This is a genomic window from Xanthomonas campestris pv. campestris str. ATCC 33913 (genome assembly GCF_000007145.1).
In the GTDB taxonomy this organism is placed as follows: Bacteria; Pseudomonadota; Gammaproteobacteria; order Xanthomonadales; family Xanthomonadaceae; genus Xanthomonas; species Xanthomonas campestris.
Genome location: NC_003902.1, coordinates 1,879,717 through 1,899,443 on the forward strand (window position 1 = coordinate 1,879,717; position 19,727 = coordinate 1,899,443).

Annotated in this window: 21 protein-coding genes and 1 pseudogene; 14 read left to right on the plus strand and 8 right to left on the minus strand. The window is 57.6% G+C overall.

Features of this window, described 5'->3' with window-relative positions:
* Nucleotides 1–5 precede the first annotated feature (5 nt).
* Both XCC_RS08405 and XCC_RS22630 read right to left on the minus strand, forming a co-directional pair.
* Nucleotides 6–740: a hypothetical protein gene (locus XCC_RS08405; RefSeq protein ID WP_138922049.1), complete on the minus strand. Its 735-nt coding sequence runs from the start codon at nt 738–740 to the stop codon at nt 6–8.
* Between the two features lie 130 nt (nt 741–870).
* Nucleotides 871–1,071: pseudogene (locus tag XCC_RS22630) on the minus strand (integrase); the annotation flags it as partial.
* A gap of 75 nt (nt 1,072–1,146) precedes the next feature.
* Here XCC_RS22630 and XCC_RS08410 point away from each other — a divergent pair.
* A complete protein-coding gene (locus XCC_RS08410) occupies nt 1,147–1,416 on the plus strand; it encodes an EexN family lipoprotein (RefSeq protein WP_043877799.1) in 270 nt (89 codons plus the stop codon).
* Between the two features lie 174 nt (nt 1,417–1,590).
* Here the strand turns inward: XCC_RS08410 and XCC_RS08415 are convergent, their stop codons facing one another.
* Nucleotides 1,591–2,430: a site-specific integrase gene (locus XCC_RS08415; RefSeq protein ID WP_228442274.1), complete on the minus strand. Its 840-nt coding sequence runs from the start codon at nt 2,428–2,430 to the stop codon at nt 1,591–1,593.
* A gap of 181 nt (nt 2,431–2,611) precedes the next feature.
* Nucleotides 2,612–4,003 (minus strand): site-specific integrase, encoded by a 1,392-nt coding sequence (locus XCC_RS08420; RefSeq protein ID WP_019237759.1) that lies wholly within the window; start codon nt 4,001–4,003, stop codon nt 2,612–2,614.
* 359 nt (nt 4,004–4,362) lie between these two features.
* Between XCC_RS08420 and XCC_RS08425 the strand changes: the two genes are divergently transcribed.
* From XCC_RS08425 to XCC_RS08460, 8 genes are all read left to right on the plus strand, one after another.
* Nucleotides 4,363–4,653 carry a hypothetical protein gene (locus tag XCC_RS08425; protein WP_043877798.1) on the plus strand — a complete coding sequence of 97 codons (291 nt, stop codon included), beginning with the start codon at nt 4,363–4,365 and terminating at the stop codon, nt 4,651–4,653.
* A 164-nt stretch (nt 4,654–4,817) separates the two neighbouring features.
* Nucleotides 4,818–5,285, plus strand: coding sequence for a hypothetical protein (locus XCC_RS08430; RefSeq protein WP_019237757.1), 468 nt, complete (start codon nt 4,818–4,820; stop codon nt 5,283–5,285).
* Nucleotides 5,286–6,024: 739 nt separating this feature from the next.
* Nucleotides 6,025–6,531, plus strand: a complete 507-nt coding sequence (locus XCC_RS08435) for a hypothetical protein (RefSeq protein WP_016945337.1) — start codon at nt 6,025–6,027, stop codon at nt 6,529–6,531.
* A gap of 44 nt (nt 6,532–6,575) precedes the next feature.
* A complete protein-coding gene (locus XCC_RS22210) occupies nt 6,576–7,073 on the plus strand; it encodes a hypothetical protein (RefSeq protein ID WP_011036796.1) in 498 nt (165 codons plus the stop codon).
* A 326-nt stretch (nt 7,074–7,399) separates the two neighbouring features.
* A complete protein-coding gene (locus XCC_RS08445) occupies nt 7,400–7,588 on the plus strand; it encodes a hypothetical protein (protein ID WP_194734445.1) in 189 nt (62 codons plus the stop codon).
* A gap of 398 nt (nt 7,589–7,986) precedes the next feature.
* Complete coding sequence (locus tag XCC_RS08450; RefSeq protein ID WP_011036798.1) at nt 7,987–8,466, plus strand: JAB domain-containing protein; 480 nt, start codon at nt 7,987–7,989, stop codon at nt 8,464–8,466.
* A gap of 93 nt (nt 8,467–8,559) precedes the next feature.
* Nucleotides 8,560–9,210, plus strand: coding sequence for a DUF1629 domain-containing protein (locus tag XCC_RS08455; protein WP_029628983.1), 651 nt, complete (start codon nt 8,560–8,562; stop codon nt 9,208–9,210).
* A gap of 57 nt (nt 9,211–9,267) precedes the next feature.
* Nucleotides 9,268–9,741 carry a hypothetical protein gene (locus XCC_RS08460; RefSeq protein WP_228422940.1) on the plus strand — a complete coding sequence of 158 codons (474 nt, stop codon included), beginning with the start codon at nt 9,268–9,270 and terminating at the stop codon, nt 9,739–9,741.
* Between the two features lie 62 nt (nt 9,742–9,803).
* Here XCC_RS08460 and XCC_RS08465 read toward each other — a convergent pair whose 3' ends face one another.
* The 3 genes from XCC_RS08465 to XCC_RS08475 form a co-directional block, all read right to left on the minus strand.
* On the minus strand, nt 9,804–10,163 hold the full coding sequence (locus tag XCC_RS08465; RefSeq protein ID WP_011036801.1) for a hypothetical protein: 360 nt from the start codon (nt 10,161–10,163) through the stop codon (nt 9,804–9,806).
* Nucleotides 10,164–10,291: 128 nt separating this feature from the next.
* A complete protein-coding gene (locus XCC_RS08470) occupies nt 10,292–10,903 on the minus strand; it encodes a hypothetical protein (RefSeq protein WP_228422939.1) in 612 nt (203 codons plus the stop codon).
* A gap of 15 nt (nt 10,904–10,918) precedes the next feature.
* Nucleotides 10,919–11,212 carry a hypothetical protein gene (locus tag XCC_RS08475; RefSeq protein ID WP_198424441.1) on the minus strand — a complete coding sequence of 98 codons (294 nt, stop codon included), beginning with the start codon at nt 11,210–11,212 and terminating at the stop codon, nt 10,919–10,921.
* 518 nt (nt 11,213–11,730) lie between these two features.
* Between XCC_RS08475 and XCC_RS08480 the strand changes: the two genes are divergently transcribed.
* The 5 genes from XCC_RS08480 to XCC_RS08500 all read left to right on the plus strand — a co-directional run bounded on the left by XCC_RS08480 (nt 11,731) and on the right by XCC_RS08500 (nt 19,179).
* The gene (locus XCC_RS08480; protein ID WP_011036803.1) at nt 11,731–12,372 is read left to right on the plus strand and encodes a DUF1629 domain-containing protein; all 642 of its coding nucleotides are present in this window, start codon (nt 11,731–11,733) and stop codon (nt 12,370–12,372) included.
* A 36-nt stretch (nt 12,373–12,408) separates the two neighbouring features.
* Complete coding sequence (locus XCC_RS08485; protein ID WP_011036804.1) at nt 12,409–16,425, plus strand: hypothetical protein; 4,017 nt, start codon at nt 12,409–12,411, stop codon at nt 16,423–16,425.
* A 39-nt stretch (nt 16,426–16,464) separates the two neighbouring features.
* On the plus strand, nt 16,465–17,112 hold the full coding sequence (locus XCC_RS08490) for a hypothetical protein (RefSeq protein ID WP_011036805.1): 648 nt from the start codon (nt 16,465–16,467) through the stop codon (nt 17,110–17,112).
* A gap of 58 nt (nt 17,113–17,170) precedes the next feature.
* Nucleotides 17,171–17,986, plus strand: coding sequence for a hypothetical protein (locus XCC_RS08495; RefSeq protein ID WP_138922048.1), 816 nt, complete (start codon nt 17,171–17,173; stop codon nt 17,984–17,986).
* A 60-nt stretch (nt 17,987–18,046) separates the two neighbouring features.
* A protein-coding gene (locus XCC_RS08500; RefSeq protein WP_087942919.1) for an IS3-like element ISXca1 family transposase occupies nt 18,047–19,179 on the plus strand; the annotation gives its coding sequence in 2 pieces (ribosomal slippage) (nt 18,047–18,302 and nt 18,302–19,179; 1,134 coding nt in all).
* Here XCC_RS08500 and XCC_RS08505 read toward each other — a convergent pair.
* On the minus strand, nt 19,157–19,597 hold the full coding sequence (locus tag XCC_RS08505) for a hypothetical protein (protein ID WP_075287478.1): 441 nt from the start codon (nt 19,595–19,597) through the stop codon (nt 19,157–19,159). The genes XCC_RS08500 and XCC_RS08505 overlap by 23 nt on opposite strands.
* Nucleotides 19,598–19,727 lie beyond the last annotated feature (130 nt).

The window sequence follows — 19,727 nt, forward strand, 5'->3', positions numbered from 1 at the left end:
GTTGTTCAGAGGTTCCCTAGGTCAAATTTGATAATTTTAGCTTTAGGGAATAACCGTCGCGCAATTTCTCTAATCTCTTTCTGCAAGACGGGGATTGACTCATCGCTTTGATAGACGTGATACCGCATAGTGGTAACGAGATTTACCGCGGATTCCAGGACTTGCTCACCCAGATTTGCTTTCAGATCTTTGTAACTGTAAGCGGCCCCTCTTGCCAGGGTGGAAGCTGCAAATGCAGGCTGAAACTCATCTAAGCAGTGCTTTGCTCTCAAGCGAGTAGCGACAAGTGTTTGGTCGAATCGTAATTGCTCAATGTGAATTTTAAAAATGAGGTTCGGATCTGATGAATCGATTAGGAAATCCAAATCATCGATTTTTTGAGAAAGCCCTATGGTATCCGGAGGAACAAAGGCGTTCATTCCGAGGGCGCAGTCCACGTCTTTTTCGAACTTGTCTAGTTCTTTTTTCATGGTTCTTATTTCGTTGTGCTGAGCGCCTAAAACCAGTAGCGACCGATTAATTGCCGAAATTCGTCGCTGAACCTCCTTTTCCAACTCGCGACGTTCACCTAGTCGGAAGGCAAACTGCGCGCCGAAAAACGTGCTTAGAAGCGCAAGGAGCGCTAGGGCGAGGTCTTTTGATTGGATTTCCCCTGCCCATGCGAGAGTTGCTATGCAACCGGAGGCAGCCACGACGGCAAGGACATAGATCCAAGGTGCAAGTCGTGACTGTCTATTCATTTCTCTATTTTCTGGGGATGGGCGCATCGGAGTTGAAGCTGCATGAGGTTTATTCTCATGATGTGGAAAAATTGGTCAATAGTCTAATGTTGAGTGACCGCAGCCCTTATATTTTTTCTGAGCCCTTGGACTAGGGATAAAACTTGCTGGGATCGGCCAAGCACTTGGTGAACTGTCCCCGCTGGTAGCGCGGCAGCTCCACGTTGGGCTGATACAGCTCCAAAGCGTTGATCTGCTTGCTGCGCGTCACCTGCGGCCTCTTGTGGAGGTAGTGCCTGCGTAGCACTTGGACGCGGCCCCGTGGGTCTGTGCTGTGGCCTGTGACGAGCGCATCGTCCCTGAGCCGTTGCACTCCTCATGGAGCCGCGATACGTTGATCATTCCTAACAACTAGGGAGTGGCGGCGATGAACCTTCACAGATGGCTGGCGGCCCTGGCATGCGGCCTTGCCGTGAGCAGCCAAGCACCCGCCGCGACACCGAAGACGGTGAATTATTACGCTGAGCACAACGAAGAACGGAAGACCGTTCTGGCTCGGTGTCGCGACAACCCTGGCGAGCTTCGCGAGACGCCGGATTGCGTCAACGCAGAAAGGGCGGATGCCAAGAAGGCCTTGGCTCGCCGTGGGCACTTGGACCTCAAGCCACTGACCGCTGAGGATTTTAAGAAGCCGTGATTGGGGATGACAGGCGAGCCATGACAGGGTAGCCGTGCCTGAGTAACAGTAGACCTATAAACACAAGAGAAGGTCGCTCTTCCTGTGTTCACCATAGTGCAAAACGAATTAGGTAGCACAAGCTAGGGTTCCGCTCCTCTGCGATCTGCTTCGCTTTTTCTGAGGCTGGAAGAGTCACCTGTAACGGGCAGCCCCATGCGTGCGCACAAGCACCTGGTCGCCCATAAAGCGTGGCAAGGTCAGCCCATCACAGGAGATCTTATTCAGCGATTTTTTTAGGCTACTCATCCGACAACTTGGGTAAAAGAAGCACGTAAAAGCCGGGAAGTGGCGCTCTGACGCTCGGGCCAACTCCCTTTTATCAGCCCAGCTGATGTCAGCATCCATCAAGCGCTCCCCGAAGGTCTGGCGTAGCGCTGAGAATCCGCTTTTTTTGATGCCATGAGAGCGCAAGTATCGAGCGAACTTGCTCCTAAGCCATGCGGCTGTGTCGGCTGTTCGCTCCCTCTGGCTGGTGCGAAAGAGTTCCCGCCTGTCCTTGCTTTTGATGGCTGCGACGTAGTCCGGAAACCCGGCATCAAGCAACACTTTCGGCACCGGAATTGACCCTGTGCTATGCCTCTGTCGAGTTCGGTATTTGGAGGCAGTGGCGCTTTCCGATTCCGGCGCAGCTCGATTCTTGAGCACGATGCACATCAGCCCGGCGCGCTCGATGATGTCGTCGATAGACAGCGCAACCGTCTCCGACGCCCGGACACCCATGTAGAGTCCGAGCAAGGGTGCCCAAAAAAGCAGCGGTTCGTTGGCTGCCCATTGATCGTAGGCCGGAGATGCGAAAATCTTCGCTAGGTCGCTCTCAGCAAGACGCTGCGGGCGTTGGTGGTGAGATTCGGCATTCATAACAAATGCGGTGCTTGCGGTGCTGCGAAGTGTTCGAAAGATTACTTTGCCAGGTAGGCGTTGATTGAGGAGAGAGGACAGATGTTCGGCAGTAGGCGTGCTGGTGATGCTCATGATTGAATTCCGAAAGGGTGGAGAAGGAAGGGTGGAGAAGGGCGTTGAGGTTTGAGCCGGCTGCGTCAGTCGTTTGGCCTCCGTCTTCAGTTGCCCAACAACGGGGGTCGAAGCAGGCGACATAGCGGTGGCGACAGCACCGCAACAAGGTTGCAAAACCGGACATCAGGGCAGGGCACGGTCAGGGGTAAAACTTGCTCGGGTCCGCCAAACACTCCGAAAACTGGCCACGCTCATACTTGGGCAACTCGACCGGCGGCTTGTATTTCGCCAGAATTCTGATCTGCGTGGCCCGGGCAAGCTTTGGCTTCTTGTGGAAATACGCGTCGTGCAAGACGGGCACGTTCTTCCGCAGCGAGTGGCCGGTAATGAGGGCGATGTCTTGGTCGGACACGTTCTTGTGGTGAAGCTCGGTGGCAAGCGTGTGGCGGAAGGCGTGAGCGCCGATCCCCTTTCCGAAGCCCAAGGTCTTCATGTAGCTGCTGAACTGGTTCACCGCGCCTTGGCTGTAGCGCGCATTGGTCTCTCCAGTCTCCCGGTTCACGCCCGCAGACAGATGCGGAAAGAGTCTGGGATGGCCAGTAGCCTTGATGTCCTCAATGAAATCCAGGAAACCAGCATCCAGCAATGGTTTGGGGATGGGCAGGGTGCGAACCGCTGCTTTGCCTTTTAGGCTTTGACGGCTCCTGTCTCGATCCTTATGCCTGAGATCGGCGTCGACCGTTTTTTGGATGCGGATGCACCACACCTTGGCCTCCTCAACGATGTCGGCCACCTTCAGCTGAGCGAGCTCGTTGATGCGCGCGCCCGTGTAGAGCGAGATCATGGGGAGCCACCACCGGTGGGGATACTTCTTGGCCCAAGCCGGGAACGTCTTGGGTGAAAAGATGCGCTGAAGCTCTTCCTCGTCGAACAAGCGCTCGGGCTTGCTCGTGTCTACGACCAAGTCCTTCTTGATCTCAGCGAAAGCATCCATGGGCGACATGGGAATCGCTTTCGCCTTTACCAGCTTGCTGAAGAAGGTCACCAGGAACCGCCGATGCTTCTCCAGCGTGGCGGGAGCCGGGGGCGCCACGCCGAGTTCCTTGCCAAGGGCGACGGCTTGTTCGAACGTGTAAGCCTGATATTTGGGATCGGACAGCAGAAGCGGTGGTGCCCAACGCATCAGGTCCCACAGCCTGTAGATGTGAGCATGGTCGATGCGCGAGACAGGAACGTCACCGCAGGCAATCCGCAAGAGCTTCAGCGACCGAGCCGTGTCTTCGACGGTCTCTTTGGCCAGGCCGCAACGGTCGCGGTGCCCGAGGTAATCCGAGATCTCGACCGAGAGCAAGCGCGCCGGCGAGCCGAGGGGCAGGGGCTCGGGGTAGAGCGTTCGGTTCTTGCTGAGGCGCACCCGCCGAGAGCGCTCATCCGCGCGGTCAAAGAGTTCTAGTGCGTGGATCGCGGCTTCGCGACCCGTGATGTTGATTTCGGTCGCTCGGATGTTGCCGACGTGCGCGCCCTTGATTTGCAGGAGACCGAAGGGGGAGGTGATGTAATCGCGAAGCTGTTGCTGGACGATAGAGGACATTGCTTGCTTCCATTGTTTCAATGGAAGTAGTGATAATCCAGCCCGGAAATTCGTCAATCAAAAAGAGCAATTTTTTACTTTTCCTGAAGCAAACTCTACCGTAAAGGCCTAGCCTGAAATTCCGCCAAAATTATTATGTCTGGTTTAAGTGCGGTGGTCCTATATAATTCAATGGTTTAGCGGCGCGTCGGGGAATGATTTCGAGTGGTTTGCCCTGTCATTATTGTACTGTTTAATGCAAATAGGCTAACTAAATAGGCCTGCATGTTAGTTTTTAAGGTGTACCGTTCCTAAATGACTTGATCAAATGTTAGTATTATCTAGGTAGATAAAGCAGCCAAAAACGGGAGTTAACTAACATGGACCACTTCGAGGGCGTGGTGCTCGATTACCTTCGAGCGGACCGCGCGCTGTTCGTCAACAGCCAGTGCTGCATCCAGCTCAACGAGGGCGCCAACCCGGACACCAGCGGCCCGCATTGGTATTGCGACGCAGTGGCCGTGAGCTTCAAGGAGGGGGCGGCTTATTTGTGCGAGATCAGCTATGCAGCCCGGGCCCGTTCGTTGATTGCTCGCCTGAAAGGATGGAACGAGCACTGCGCCGGCATCAGGGGAGCCCTTGAGCGAGACAGCGGTGTGCCGCTGGACTAAACGCTGAGGCCTTGGCTTTTTGTCCCCGAGGCTCAGGCCGAGCGGCTGCGCGCCAGCATCGAAGGATTTGGCAACCTTCCCAGCCCCCGCATCACGTTTTTGGAGAACGTGGTGCCTTGGCGCTACCGGTTTTGGAATCGTGGCGCATACACCGATACGACCCCATGACCCCGCTGACTTTTAGCGCTCCAAGCTATGCCCTCCTGCAAGCGACCACTCAGTGCTGGAAGTGTGCGAAGGCCACTCCTGTCACCACGGTGTGGGTGCTGTCCTTCGTCGACAACGAGGGTGTGGAAGAGCCAGACGACGAGCCCGAGATAGGTGGCACGGCCATACTGGGCTACATCAAGGCGCTGGACCCAGACACAGCGGCGCACATCCAAGAGGTTGCACCATGGCTCAAGCCTGGGCGCTCGAAAACCGCGAGCGCGACCTATTGGGCCAACCACTGTGAAGTATGCGGGGCCATTCAAGGCGACCACTTCGTCAGGGGCGTGGACGGGCCGCTCTTTCCCCAGGATCAGGCTGGCCTGGACGCGTTCCAGGTCATCGCGGGCCGCGGCCCGTTGAGCGCGCAAGCTTCCGCATCCCAGTCCGGGTGGATGGACCTGGTGGCGAAACGTTTGGGCTGAAATCAGGACCCCGTCCCCGCGTAATGGTTGATGTCCCGTCACTTCTGTGCGGCCGTGACCTGGTCGCGCCGGAGATCCCTCGGGAAGCTTGGCGCTCTTGGATGACGGCTGGCTCAGAACTTCCTGACATCCCGTCGGGCGCGAGACCCATGGTTTCAGGAATGCCAGAAGCGCAATCTGATTCTGCCGGACGCGGGACCGATGGTCGCTCACCTCGCGGGACGCTTGAGCAGCCTCATGCCGGCACCCTGTAAGAAGCTCACTCGCGACATCATGGTGAGTCCAGGTCTCATTTGGTGTTATGGCGCTGAAGAGGCGAGAAAATTGGACTCGCATTCGCATCTTTATCGTTCGCTGCTTCGGCAGACCGTTGCTCCGATACGGACCTAAGTTTTTGCAAGATTAAGCTTGCGTGAAGCGAGCTGATCTGCAACGCTATCCTCCTTCGGACTGCGCTTACGCAGCTGTAATGGAATTACGAGAAGGTGAGATGGGCAACAAAGCAGTAACGCTAAGTGCAGCCGCACTGGCAGTCGTAGTAGGTGGCATCATCTGGACGCACGAAGCGCGTAAGGACGAAGGGTCAACGCAGGGCATCTCCCAGAATCAGATTCCCAATGCAGCGAACGAATCAGTCAAGGATCGGGCCCCGTCTCAGTCGGTTGAAGGCGGCGTCGATCTTCGGAATGACTCTCGTGTTCGACATCCGTTCCCAGAAGTGCCGAAAACTAGAGACGGGATGAGCTTCGATAACGACCCGGGCTATGCCGAAAGTAAGGCCGAGCAGAAGTGGCTGGATCGTCATGGCTTTCCCAATGAAAAGCAGCTCGACGCCTACATGGGCGCGCCAGAGGCCCTGCTGAAGCAGGCCTCAGAGGCAGGGGATAAGGTCGCGCAGACGATCTTAGATGCGCGATTACTCGCTTCTGATCCTATGGCGCAACAGCGTCTGGTAGACGCTGGTGCGGAAGGAAACCTTTTCGCTTTGAATATGCTGGCGTCCTTTCAAGGCGGCAGCGCAAGCGGGGATCCTGTTGCTGCGTATGCCGTGTCGCGTGTGGCGGAAATGCGTGGAGATACTCGTGCGTCTGTTACTCGGGAAGTGATGATGTCTAGGTCACTTTCAACAGAGCAAAGAATGCTCGGGGAGTCTGAAGCCCTGCGACTCAACGCTGAAATAGACCGGATCTATACGTCGAAGCATGGCAGGGCACCGGTATTGGATAAACGTCCAATCGGTCAGTAGGTTTATGTGGTTAATTTTTGTTTAAAAAAAGGAGTAGGGCGTAAATGGAAATTATGAAGAAAGCTGGCGTCGCTGCGATGTCTCTGACGGGGCTTATGGGGGCTGCATTTGCGTGCTCGGAACTCCCGATGCCGCCACTGGTGCCAATTCAGGTGCCCTTGACGCAGCTGCCAAAGTTTAGCGACAGCAAGAATCCCGCCAATGCCGTTTTTATGGATAGGCTTGATTCGGCAGCATCCAAACTGCTGGGTGAGGGAAATTGGGTTGCAAACTCCTATAAGGGTTATGTTTCCTACACCGTAAAGATTCTCAACTATACTGGCCGGGGCATGGTCTACATTGAGAAGCCTTGCGGAAAGAAGGCAAAGGAAATGGCCGAGAAGATTGCTCAGCAGCCTTCGAGCGGCGGCGGTGGTGGCGGCGGCTCCGCTGGAACCGGCGGTGGTGGTGGTGGAGTGCTGATCGGCGGCGGTTGCTACGGCTCTTGCGGCGGCAGAATTCCGACGGGTGATGTGGGTCCCATCGAAACCCTGCCGAGCTGAGATCAGGTCGAGCTTTTCTAAGAACGCCCCAGTTCAAAGCTGGGGCGTTTTTCTTTGTCACCAGGTGATTCTCGTTCTTCAAAAGGTGAGAGGAACCAGGTGGCGCTGGTGAGGTTGAAAGCGTTTCGTTGGCCTACACGTTAGGGCTCGGTGGGCGTTGCCAGGCTTTGAGAAGCTCCCCCATGGAATGCTTGAGCAGCGTCGTGCCGGCACCCTGCAAGAAGTTCGCTTTCGCTGTCCTGACGATGCTAAGTCTCAAGTGGTGCGACGACACTGCCGATACTCGAGCCCATGGACAGAGCCGGTCTCGCCGTCACCTTGAGCGTCTGGATGCTGCGGTGCCGACATTACGGGCCTCCAGTCCCGACCGCCGCCACTTCTGGCAAGCCTTTGCCAGCATGGCCGCCGCCATCGAGAGCAAGGCAGCGACGAGCGAAGACGCGCAGTTCGTCGGCCGTCGGGCCGAGGAAATATTGTCCTGGCACGGACTGGAAAACATGGCCGAGCACGTCTGAGTCCATTGGTGCTGCCTTGGTCCATCCCGAAGCTTGCGTGCTGCTCATGCGCAGTCATAAGGGCTTCAGGCAAGCACAGGTCCGCAGTAGGCTCATCACTGGCTGCAAAACCCAGCCATCGCCTGCTGACAACATCAGTCGCCCCCCTCAATCCGCACGCCGTTTGGCCCGTAAGCCTTGTTGGCATGCATGCTGTTTTCTCCACCCGCGCTGGGCCTCTTGAAGGGAATCTTGGCTTCGCTGTCCCGACCGCAAGGGCGAGCCTCCTCCTCGACGCTGGCGCTCTGTTGCGGCCCTCCGCTGCGCGCCTAACGGTGCTCACTCCCGGGTGCGGTCGAGCCTAACGCTTCGCCTGTCGGTTCCCACGAGGCGCACAACGCGCTGGTGGAGACAAACCGATGAAGCGCACCCAAGACCGAGCAGTCCAATATCAACTTGAGATGGACGAGGAGGGGATTCTCCTCGCTGCCGCGACCATCTTGGAACAGCGCCTTCAACGCCAAGGCCGCATCCACAGCCCCGACCAAGCCGGCGACTACCTGGTTGCCCGCTGCGCTCACCTGCCGCACGAAGTCTTCGGGGTCGTCTTCCTCGACACCAAGCATCACATCCTCGCAACCGAACATCTCTTCAGCGGCACCATCGACGGGTGCGATGTCCACCCGCGAGTCGTAGCAAAGCGTGCCCTGGACCTCAACGCCGTCGCCGTCATCCTCTTCCACAACCACCCGAGCGGGAATCCAGAGCCCAGCGAAGCCGACCGCAAAGTCACCGAGCGCCTGAAGCAGGCGCTGGCGCTGCTCGACATCCGCGTCCTCGACCACCTGGTCATCGGCGGTCGGCAGCACACCAGCCTGGCCGCAAGGGGGTGGGTATAGCCCCTCCATTGGCTTATGGGTTGGGTCGGCACAGCGGCCGAGTTAAGCTCTTTCTGTCAGCTGAGACCACAGCGCACGGACGGGATAAAACGCATGTCATCAACAACGCCCAATCAGCCGACGGCCGGGAGCTTCTACATGTTTGAAGCGGACATGGAGAGCAACAGGCAGCCCTGTGGGGTGAGGTTCGACAATGTCCGCCACCTGCTGTCCCCTCCGAGGTTGATCCTGCGGCCGGAGGAGGGAGGATTTCCCACGCTCCGCGAAACACCGCAGCTGACCTACGACCCCAAAACAGGTCCAGCCCCGCGCGATCTAGAGCCGGGATTCAGCGGTTACTGGTTGGTTTCAGAGCGACTCTACGATGCCATGGTTTTGGTGGATTCCGACGCCTTTGCCTTCGCGGAGGTGGATTACCGCTTGGCCGATGGAACCAAAGGTCCGCGCCACTTTTTGTGCGACATTGTTCGCGAGCTTGATGCCTTGGGCGAAGTTGCCTCGAGGCTTCAAATCGAAATAGACGACGACTATGTCAATGGCAAGTTCTACTCGGTGGGAGGAGGGGCCAGCTTGGCCTTTAGACAGGAAGTCGTGGGTCAAGCCCACGTATTCCTTACGCCCTTTAGCTCATTCGTGATTTGCGACCGGGCTTTCAAAGACGCGGTCCATGACGCGGGGATTCCTGATGATGCGGGTGAAAGCGGCATCTCTTTTATCGACGCATCGGGTATCGAGCTGCCCTGAGGCGCAAAAAACAAGAGAAGTCAACCGCACAACCAAGCAAATTGGAGCAATTTGACTATGAATTTCGACATTATCCGCGAGCAGACAAGGCTTTCTCTCCCTGCTGATGACTTCTACCTCTACCGCCTTGGAGTCGCGCTCTACGGCTTCGCATCGATCACGAGTTTCATGATTGAGATCATTTGCCGTCTTGTTCCTAATGGGAGCCAGGACGAGCTCAGTGCTCTAGAAGCAGGGAAATTGTGTGGTAAGTTAGAAAAGGCACTAGCAGATGCTAATAGCAGGGGTATTTACACCGAAGAAGCAGGAGGGATGGCACTTCGCCTTATCAGAAGTCTCAATAAGGACCGCTCTCACTTTGTACATGCTTATCCAATCACCAACGGAGAGAATGCCCAGATACTTTATCGGCAGCCCAAGCATGGCCAGAGTTTTGAGGTTTCCAACTCGTTCCTCGATCAGTTCATTTCAAGGCTGCATGACGCGAGTAGTAAGCTCTATGAGATCCGCAACGTCCTCGATCGGGTGTGATAAGCTGATTTCCTGCAGAAATTATAGAAGTTGGCGATATCGCCGGCCTCTATTACCGCTAATCAACCGACGATGTCGCCGCGCTTTAGCTTGTTGTCCCATTCGTCGTTGAAGGTTTTCCAGTTCTTCTCCAGCCAACTTCTAACGTTAGCGTGGCTGCGGACGTTAGAGGGGAGCTTTATTTTAATGAGCCATTCCGTCTTTTTTCCGCTGTTTTTCTGCTTTAGGTTGTGCTGCTCGGCAAAACGATTAATGAAGTCCAAAACTTCGTAACCCTCGGACCGACTGAGTAGTGTGCTGTCGGGGGCGCCAACGACGTGAGGATTGTCGCCTTCCAACGCTTTCCAGGAATATTCGTGTTGAAGATCGGTTTTCTTCAGCAAAGGCGCCTTTGAAGTATTTTCTTTTTCTTTATCTGCCATGATGGAAATCCCTGATACTTCGGTTAAGAGGGTGTTCTAACCCACGGGAGGCAAACGCTCAGGCCGCTTTTACAATTTTGCCTGCACAAATGATAGCCAGCGATGCACGATATAGTGTCGAACCTGTGTCAGGCGTAAAGCACATCTGCGATTTCAGACAGCGCCTTGTGGTGTTTTGGCTCATCAGGTTGCACGATGTCGTCGTAGATTTTGATAGCAATCGACTTGACCAAGTCTGTCTTGGACAGCAGCGTATCTTCTCTAATCTTCTCGATTCGGCCATCAATGACGCCATTGAATTTCATTGATAGGCGTCTTTTCGGCACTGTTTTAGACTTGAGCAGGACAGAAGTGCCGTTGATGAGGCGCTTAAGTTCACCAGAATCTTCTTCCCCAGCCGCGTAACGGTTGACGTAATAGACCAGCAGTTGCTTTCGGAAATCAGGACTCGGGTGAGCAGTCACGCGCACAATGGCCGCGTCTAATGCATCTACGAACGTGGCCGGGATGTTCACTTCTAGCGAGTGCTCTACTTTCTTTCGCGCAGCTGCGATTGCTGGGGTTGACTGAGCTGGGATGAGAATCGCATCGCCACACACGTCACAAGTGCCGACCAATACGTTCTGCACCACTCCATTGCCGTCTCGGAACGGCACGTCTCTGTAACCAAAGGTAGTCATTACTCTGCCGTCTCGATGGCAGAGAGCGCTTTTGTTGTCGCCAGGCATGAAAAATTTCATTTGTGGGATCTCATTTTACTGATGAACGCTAATAAAGACTGTGTCGGGGTCAAAGTAGAATTTCACATACCAGGCCCTACACTTGATTACGTGCACCTCAATGGAGCTGTCTTGATGATGAAGGCTGCTGGAGTGATTTTTGCCACTGCTCTTTTTGAGCACTTTCGCAACTTCCTGCGGACTCACCTTGCCTGTTTTAAGCAGGTTCTTGTCATCAATGTCTGCTCGACCGTCGTGGGCGTAGTCGCCTGAGAGCAGTCCCGCAACGACCTTCTGTTTTACTGCCTTAAACCCCATATTGAACTCCATTTCAAGCTATACGAATTGTTTCGTATTGTCAAGCTCTTGCCTTCCATCGCCACTGTGAGCGATCAAAGCATCGAGCACGCTATTCTGTTCAGGCACCAAAGGCTTCTCGCGTCTAACCTAGGCGTAGGTAAGTCGTAGCAATGCCCCCAGTTCCAAAATGTAGGTTAAACCATCAGGAATTTTAAGTGGTTCGTGGTCTGGTCCTAAGGTGCGAGACCAAAAGGACAGCTGCCAAGCCGTCCGGTCGATCTTTTAGCGTCTGACCGTTGCTGGTGCAGCATCCTGAACGAGCTAGGCGCCCCCTTGCGCTCGCCTAATGGGTCGTTGGAGGTTAGGGCCATATTGGCGTCAGGAGGAATTCGTCCTGCGCTTGAGTAGACGAAGCCGGGCTGAGGTAGAGCGAGCTGCGGCAAGTCGGAATTGAGCCCCGTTGTCTGCCCAAGTCCGCTATCGAGACGGTAGACTCTGCTCGACTGAGGTGGAGACCATACCCTGGTGGACTGGACGAGACGCAACGCATGGAAACAACGACGACCAATCAGCCTAAGAAAGGGGAGTTCTTCCACCTGCAGCCGGACGTTCGGCGAGGTGGCAAAGGCCATGGGGTTGTCTTTGAGAACCGAGACGCTCTCCTAACTCCACCAAGGCTAATTCTGAAGCCCAAGGACGGCGGATTTCCCGCTTTGCGCGAGATCCCACGCCTGGTCTACCACCCCAGTGAAGGCGTGCTTCCCGAAGATCTGGAAGGGGGATTCAGCGGCTACTGGCTGGTGTCAGAGCGCCTGCGTCGAGTGATGGAGACGGTAGATCCTGCGGCGTTCGCGTTTGCCGATACCGACTATCGCTTGGCCGATGGCTCGAAGGGGCCAAACGTCTACCTGTGCGATGTGGTCCGCACGGTGGACGCGCTGGATGAAGATACTTCTCACCTAGATATTAAGGTGAGTGAGGAATACGAAGACGGGAAATATTACAGCTTGGCGGGGGGCTCGCGACTGGCCTTCAAACGCGACGTGCTCGGGACGGCGCATGTGTTCAGGCTGCCATTTCACGGTGGGGTCTTTTGTGACCGGGTGTTCAAAGATGCTGTTAAAGCAGCCGGGATAGGCGCGCAAGGTAAATCGGATGGCCTCTGGTTCTACGACGTGGTCAACCGATAAGGCGAGCCACAAAGTCGCAAGGAAGGAGCCTGATCCATGCCGAACTACCGCACGCTTTTTCAGGACCACCACAGCATCGAGCAGCAGACGCTGAAGAACAGCGAGTTGCTTGATGAGTTGCAACGGGCGGGGAAGTTTGACATCCACGCACCGGAAAACCGACTGTTCTTGCCGGCCAACCCCGCGTTCGCTCAAACGATGGGCATCACGCCACATAGCGGCGGCCCTCTTAGCGCATACCAGTATGGGCTGCTTGATCACCTTGAAGATCTTTACGCGTCCCGAGATGGACAAGCCATGTTGGAGGGCGACCCAGCGGCAATGGACCGCGTTGTCCAGCGCGTCGAGCACCTACGCGATACCGTCAAAGTAGGCCTAATCAACGGCGACTTGAACACCAATACGCCGGTTGGTTTAACCCCTCCGCAGACCAACCAGAAGGTTCAAGACTTTTTCCGCGATATCCCGACCTATCAGCAGACCCATGCCCAACAGATTGAAGCTCTGAAAGGATTCACTGGAGTGGATCACGGCTGGGGTGCCGTCGCGCACTCTGAGTCGCGCATCGTCGCCACGCTCAACCAAATCCAGGTTAGCAATAGCGCAATTATCCGGGGCGGGGATATCCAGCTTCAGCGCAGCGGGCTGTCCCTTGCCCTTTCCAATGCCCACCACGATGGGCGCGTGGTTTTTTCAGAGCAAGGCATCCTCAAGGTCGAGCAGACCCTGGGCGAGGAGGCCGCACATAACCTGCGCGTCCCCCGAGGCCAGAGGGGTGGCGTATCCATGGAACTGCTGCTGGGCGAAGCATCGGCCAGCAGCTTGGTGCGTTCGGGCGGCTTGCTGGCCACCGGCGCCGATGCGGTGTTGACCGCCCGCCGTTCGGCCGAGTTGCTGGAACAAGGCAATGCCACCGCCGCCCAGTCCGAAGTCGCCCATGCATTGGCCCGCAACGTCGGCGGTTGGGCCGGTGGCGCGTCCACGGCAGCAGCGCTGGGTGGTAGCGGCTTTGTGCCTGCGGCCTTGGTTGTGGGCGACGCGCTGTTGATGAGCAAGGCGTTCGACAAAGGCGCCGATTTGCTGGACAACCGCGCCATCTACCACCAGACCGACAAAGCGGGCGTGGAGTGGCAGTTCAACGGTCGCAACTGGCAGCGCGAAGCCGCCATCGACCTCGCCCAGGATGGCCGCCGCACGTCGGGCGAGCAGCCCGTGGTCGCCAGCTATGAAAAATCGCAGGAACTGGGCGCTCTGGCCAACGCCAAAGCGGTGGAACTGGCGCTGGGCAAGGTCCCGACGCCCCAGGACCCGTTCAACCTCCCTGCACGGGCAAGCGATCAGGTGGGATTGGACAACCAGAATTGGCAGCGCAATCCCGAGCGTCAGACCTGGGAGCGCCAAGTCAGGACCACGGCCTCTGGAACCGATGAGATTGGCAGCTATGCCCTCCAACTCGCACCCCCGGAACGCGTGCAGCAGCTCAATCAAGAGGCGCTGGCACGCATCGAGACCAACGTCGCCACCGGGCGCGAGGCCATTGCGGCCGCATACATCGAGAACCATGCCGCGCAGCGAGCCCAGGCCTACGGAGTCGAGGTGCCGGCAGCCGTCCAAGCCGCCCGGGCCAAGTCAGGCGCGGTGCTGGGGTCGGACGCTCAGCTTTACCAGCGCACCGAGTCAGGCCAGTGGGCGGGCAAGGATGGCGTCGCCAGCGGCAACCTGGCGGTAGAGCTGGAACTGACCGACCAGATGCGGCAGCCCTCGTTGGAGCGCTCCCAGGAAGCCTTGACCGCGATCCAGGCGCTTCCCGCGCCCACAGCTACGCAGATGGAGCACAACGAGCTGCTGCACCGTTACCGGGCTGCAGGCGTTGATTTGAACGTCAACCCGCAGACCCAGCAGGCCGTGGAGCTGGCCTCGCAGCGGACCAGGGACGCCAGCGGCATCGCCGGACCGACCATGCAGCAACTCCAGCGCAACGAGTCCGGGCAATACGGCTATGACAGCCCCATCGTCCACCTCCAGCGCGGCAGCGATGGCGTCGCTCGGGTGGTGGCCGTCACCAGCAGCGACGACATCCGTCAGGCGCTGAATGAGGCGCAAGGCAATCGGCGAGAATTGCCGCCCCTTGCGCGAGCGCCCGAGGCGACGGGGGAGACAGACACCTCGACCTCCGACTCGTCCAATCCGCAGCAGGTGCTCTACATCCAGGCACGCATGCAGGCTTCTGTCGCCGCGCAGGCGCGACAAGAACGCGAACAGCAAGATCGTCTCGCGCAAGAGCAGCATGCCGCGCAGGTGCGCGAGCACCTCCATCAGGCACAGCCTGAGCGCGAAGATCAGTCGCAGAGCGAGCAGGCAGTCCAGGCGCACGCGATGCTGGAAGGTCAACGCCAAGCGGAGCAGCAACGCGAACAGGAAGACCACCAGCAACAGGAGCGTCAGGCACACACCAACCAGCAACGCGAGCTACAGGAGCGTGAGGGTAGGGAAGTCCAGCAACGACAGGCGCAGGAACGCCAATCCGAGGACAACCAGCAGCGGGAGCAGCAAGACCGCCAGGCTCAAGAAACCCGGCAAGTTGAGGTGCAGGAAGCTCAGGCTCAGCAAACACATGATCAGCAGCAACAAACTCAAGGACTCGAACCGCGGCAGGCCTCGCCGCAACTGGACACTCAGCCGCACGCTCCAGATGCTGCGTTGGTTCAACAAACGCCACGACCCGAGTCGCAGCAGGAAGACGCACGCCAGCAGCCACAGATGCGGAACCAACAGGCACACGAACATCTGGCTCCTGACGCACCTGACCCACTGAAGCAAACGCACAGTCCAGGCGACGCGCGGCCGCATCAAGCACAAGAAGCGGAACGCGCGCTGGAAATGTCGGCGGTGGAGAGTCGCGCCGCCGCGCGCCTTCAAGTGTCTTCATCCGAGGGCCCGGAATCCGGTAACCAATTTTCGCAAGGCGCGGAGGCCGATGCGGTGCCTCCAGCGCTGCCTCCCAGCGTGCAAACGCAGCAAGCGGAGATGGAGCAAGCGTCGGTCCGTCAGCAAGACGTGGCCCGTAAGCAGGAGGCAGAGCAGGTTCGCGTGATGGCCCAAACAGCGCCTGCGACAGCAGAACCGTTGATTGCGTCGCAGCCCCCTGCGCCTACCACTCTTGAGCGAGCAGCTGAGGCACGGCAGGCGAGTCCTTCAGACGTCTCTCCCATCGACCATGGGGCGGCTGTGCTGCCCGCAATAAATCTCGCGCAAGCACACGGGCAATCGCTGGGAGGCAGCGCAGAGAATCGTTTTCCCACGGAGCCAGCAGACGCGGAAAGCCAGCAGGCCCAATCGACCCCGGCGCAGGACCGCAGCGCCGCAGATCCGGGCGGTGCCCTGTTCCTGGAAGAGACCATGCGCTCGTTGCGCCAACTGCAACAGGAGATTGAGGCGGCGGATCGGGAAGACGAACGTTTCCATCAAGAATGGAAGGAGTATCGCGAGCGCGGAGAACCCTATCCCTTCGTTCGCGACGGCGCGCGGGACCAGGAGAGTGGGAGCATTGATGCATTCAGCGCGCACCAACCAAGTCGCCGCTCTCCCAGCGAAGCTGCTGAGCAAACCGATGCCTTCCCATCTTTAGCTCAGCGCTTCGCCGGTCCAGGAGGAGGCGATGCCCCAAACGATTCGTCGAAAGATGAACGGAAATCGATCACGGGCGATCCCGACGTGGATGAGGTGCTTTATGCGCTCGACAGCAAGAACGAACTGGCGATCGAGCAAGCGCTGAACCGGGTGGCCAACAGCGCAGCGACGCAGGCGCTGTTGAAAAAAGGCAACGATTTCCTGGAGGCACAGGCCCAGCAGGAAGCCCAGGAGCACGTCGCCACGCGCCAGGCGCTGGGAATGGATGTCTCAGCGGAGATCAACACCAGCCGCGGGCCGGTCATGGTGATGACGCTGCCAGAGTTTGCCAAGGGGCCGATGCAGAGCGGTCCCCAAGGGGATGGCGGTGGAGGTGGAGACGGCGGAGGAGGAGGGGGCGGTGGTGGTGGAGGCGGTGGTTAGTCAAAATCGCTTCCGTGACCAGCCGAGTTAGGAAACCTCATGGACAAGCAAGACGCTGCCGCAATGGCGGAAATGATGGCCACGTTGAATGCATCGAACGCCTCGTTGCAGGAGACGGTCAAAGTGCTAACGACGCTGGTGGCATCCATGCAGCAGCGCGAACAACGGTTGCGCGATGTGGTCACCGAGCAACTCCAGGTGCTCCAGAACGCGGTGGGCAGCGCTGATTCCAAGGTCAATCGGGTGCTGGAGAACGCACTGCCGAGGCTAACGCAGCTGACCAATCAAGCGTTGACGCAGACGCTGGAGCCAGCCGCCAAGCGGTTCAACAAAGAGATGGCCCTTGCGGACGAGACGTTGCAGCAAGCCACTCGGCGTTACACGCAGGCCCAGCAATCCTTGGAAACGCGGATCACGCGGCGCATGGGTATGGCGTCCGCCACGATGCTCGTGGCGGGCGTCTTAGGGCTGAGTGCGGTGGCTTACTCGGTCGGCATCATCAACGAGAAGCGAACCGAACTCGCACAGCTTCGTGCCTCCATCGACTACATGGACCGCGTCTCGCGCGCTGACCTAGCTCCCTGTGGCGAAGGCCGGCTCTGCGCCACGCTTGAGAAGAACGGGCCGCGTTACGGCAACCAGAGGCAATACAGAGCGGTCAGCCTGCGCACTGCGCCGGCCGCGTGATGAAGTTTGCTGATTGTGGCCAGGTGGAAGAAAGGGTCAATTTTTCAACGAGAAAGCGATGATTCCAATTTGTCCAACGTTGATTGGTAAAACTTTAGGTAGTGAGGAAATTTATATGGTTTCCGACTCTGTTTTTCAATGGGATGCTTACCAGTCAAAGCAATCTATGGAGGCTGATCATCTCAAGCATTTGAGCGATTTGCTCAAAAAGCAGAATCCACAGTTAGCATTCGAGACACTTGGACCAGGCCTTGATCCGCCTGATTTTTTCATATCTAGGGATGGGGTGCGGAGCGGGATTGAATTGACTGTTTGGCCCGCAGAGGATCGGATACAAAGAGCTGAATTCTTCTCAAAGTTGCAAGATAAACTTCTATCTTTGTATGAGTCCGGTAGGCTGAGGGGACTCGTTGGCATGGAGTTTCGGTTAAAATTTAATGGTTTAGGGGGTAAACCGACAAGGCTTTCTGACTCGGTTCTTTATGATTTGGTCGGTCAAATTGAAGGTTGTGCAGATAGTCGCCCCAATGCCATTGATTTTTTTGGCGATGATTCCCCCCCGATGCCGAGTGGGAGCGTGGTTGGTTCCGGAGTTGACTGGTCTGTCACTGCAGTAGCGGACATTCCCTTTCATGGAAGCGATTTTGCAAATCGAACAGGTTTTGAGATCTCTGCTGGTCAGCAGAGCAACTTAAGTCAATCTCTCTTTGATGAAATTCTTCAGAGGGTGATAGGCGAGAAGGATAAGTCTGGAACGGATGAGCTCCTAATTTCGGTTGGCGCCCCTAATCGGAATGGTCGTGCACTTACGGGAGACGTGTCAGCGATAAGCTCGATTCTTAAAAAATGGAAAGGCTTGGTTTGCTCGCCTTGACCTGCCCCCGCTGAGCCGTACCACGTGAAGCTGTAAAGTCCGTCAACCACGAGGACGGACATGAAGAAGAGTCGTTTCAGCACCGAGCAGATCATCGGATTCATCAAGCAGGCGGATGCCGGGATGGCGGTGGCTGAGCTGTGCCGCCAGCACGGTTTCAGCCCGGCCAGCTTCTACCAGTGGCGGGCCAAGTACGGCGGCATGGAGGCCGAAGACGCGAAGCGCCTGAAGGAGCTGGAGCAGGAGAACAACCGCCTGAAGCGGTTGCTGGCCGAGGCGCACCTGGACATCGAGGCGCTGAAGGTCGGGTTCGGGGTAAAACGCTAGCCCCGCAACGCAAGCGCGAGGCAATCCGGCGCATGTGCGAGCTGACGTCGATCAGCGAGCGCCGGGCTTGTCGCCTTGCGGGGATCTCCCGCGATGCTTTCCGCCACGCGCCGACACCCACGCCGGCGACGCAAACCCTGTCGGCCAGACTGGTGGAACTGGCGCAGGCGCGTCGCCGCTTCGGCTATCGCCGCCTGCACGACCTGCTGCGCCCGGAGTTTCCGCAGGTGAACCATAAGAAGATCTACCGTCTGTACCGCGAGGCGAAGCTGAGCGTGCGCTGGCGCAAGAAGGCCAAGTTCCCGGCGGCACAGCGGCAGCCGTTACGGCCAGCGCGGCATCCCAACGAGGTAATCAGCATGGACTTCGTCTTTGATCAGTTGGCCAGTGGCCGCCGCATCAAATGCCTGACCGTCGCCGACGACTTCACCCATGAATGCGTGGACATCGCGGTGGACCATGGCATCAGCGGGGCTTACGTGATGCGTGTGCTGGAGCAGATCGCCTGCTTCCGCGGCTATCCCCGCGCGGTGCGCACGGACAACGGCCCGGAGTTCACCAGCCGCGCCTTCATCGCTTGGGCACAGCAGCGTGGCATCGAACACATCCTGATCGAACCCGGCAAACCCATGCAGAACGGCTACATCGAGAGCTTCAACGGCAAGTTCCGCGACGAATGTCTCAACGAACACTGGTTCACGTCGCTGATCCAGGCTCGCGAGGTCATCGCCGATTGGCGGCGTGACTTCAACGAGGTACGTCCGCACAGCAGCTGTGGTCGCATCCCGCCAGCGCAGTTTGCCTCCAACCACCGAGCACAAACCGGCAACAACGCAGTACCCTTCAACCCCGGGCTTTATCAGTAATCACTGGTATGGCCGGTGGGGGCAGGTCACCGGGAATCAGCTCCTGCAGCTCCATCGTCAGGAAGTTGTCGCCATTGGTAAACAAGCAGGGGCGCTGATCGAGCGTCCGCATGATGTCGGGCAGGAGCGCTGAGGCTGCATAACGCGCGGGATGAAAACAGCGCCAGATCCGACGCTGGTCGATAACCAGGTCGTCGTGGCCTGCGTGGAAGACCAGCGCCGGCCCTTGCTTGGGCGGGCCCTTGCTGACGCAGTGCGAACTGAATTCCACGGATACAGACACCGCCACCGCCGCCCGGTCGGGCGTGGCAATGGTCACTTGGTAAGTGAATGGCTGCAGATGCGCCAGTGAAAATTGGGCATCGTCAATCCCGATAAATCCCTTGGCCAGATGATCCGGCCAGTACTTCTCCTTCATCGATACACGCCCTTCTTGCTCCAACACCGATTTACCCGGCAACAGAGTGCAGCCACAGCGCCGCTACCAGCAATGGATGACTCGGCATTGCCCCAGGGTTCGCCGCAATCTTTCAGATGTGCAGGCGTGC